This window comes from Pseudoalteromonas sp. CR1, from assembly GCF_019392235.1.
Taxonomy (GTDB): domain Bacteria; phylum Pseudomonadota; class Gammaproteobacteria; order Enterobacterales; family Alteromonadaceae; genus Pseudoalteromonas.
Window position 1 is genome coordinate 1 of the sequence record NZ_JAHXRM010000157.1, and the last position, 280, is coordinate 280.

Sequence of the window (280 nt, forward strand, 5' to 3'; positions counted from 1 at the left end):
CACGCTTGCAGCACATCACCGAACAGGCCCAGGACCCCTGGCGCGGTTTTTGTGATCGCTGCCAAGCCTATCTGCGCATGGCCCAGGAGGGCGAGATCCAACGCATTGTGTTGCAGGATGCGCCCGCCGTATTAGGCGACACCGGGTCCCAACACCATTGTGTGGAGTCGTTGCGCCAATTGCTGGAGGCGTTGATGCAGACCGGTGCCATCCTGCAAGCCCCCAGCGTCGCGCTGGCTCAATTGATCAATGGCAGCCTGGTCAATACCGCGTTGTGGAT

General features: G+C 60.7%; 1 pseudogene. It reads left to right on the top strand.

The window, feature by feature from the left end:
• Positions 1–280 (top strand): annotated as a pseudogene (locus tag KZZ04_RS18900) (TetR/AcrR family transcriptional regulator); the annotation flags it as partial.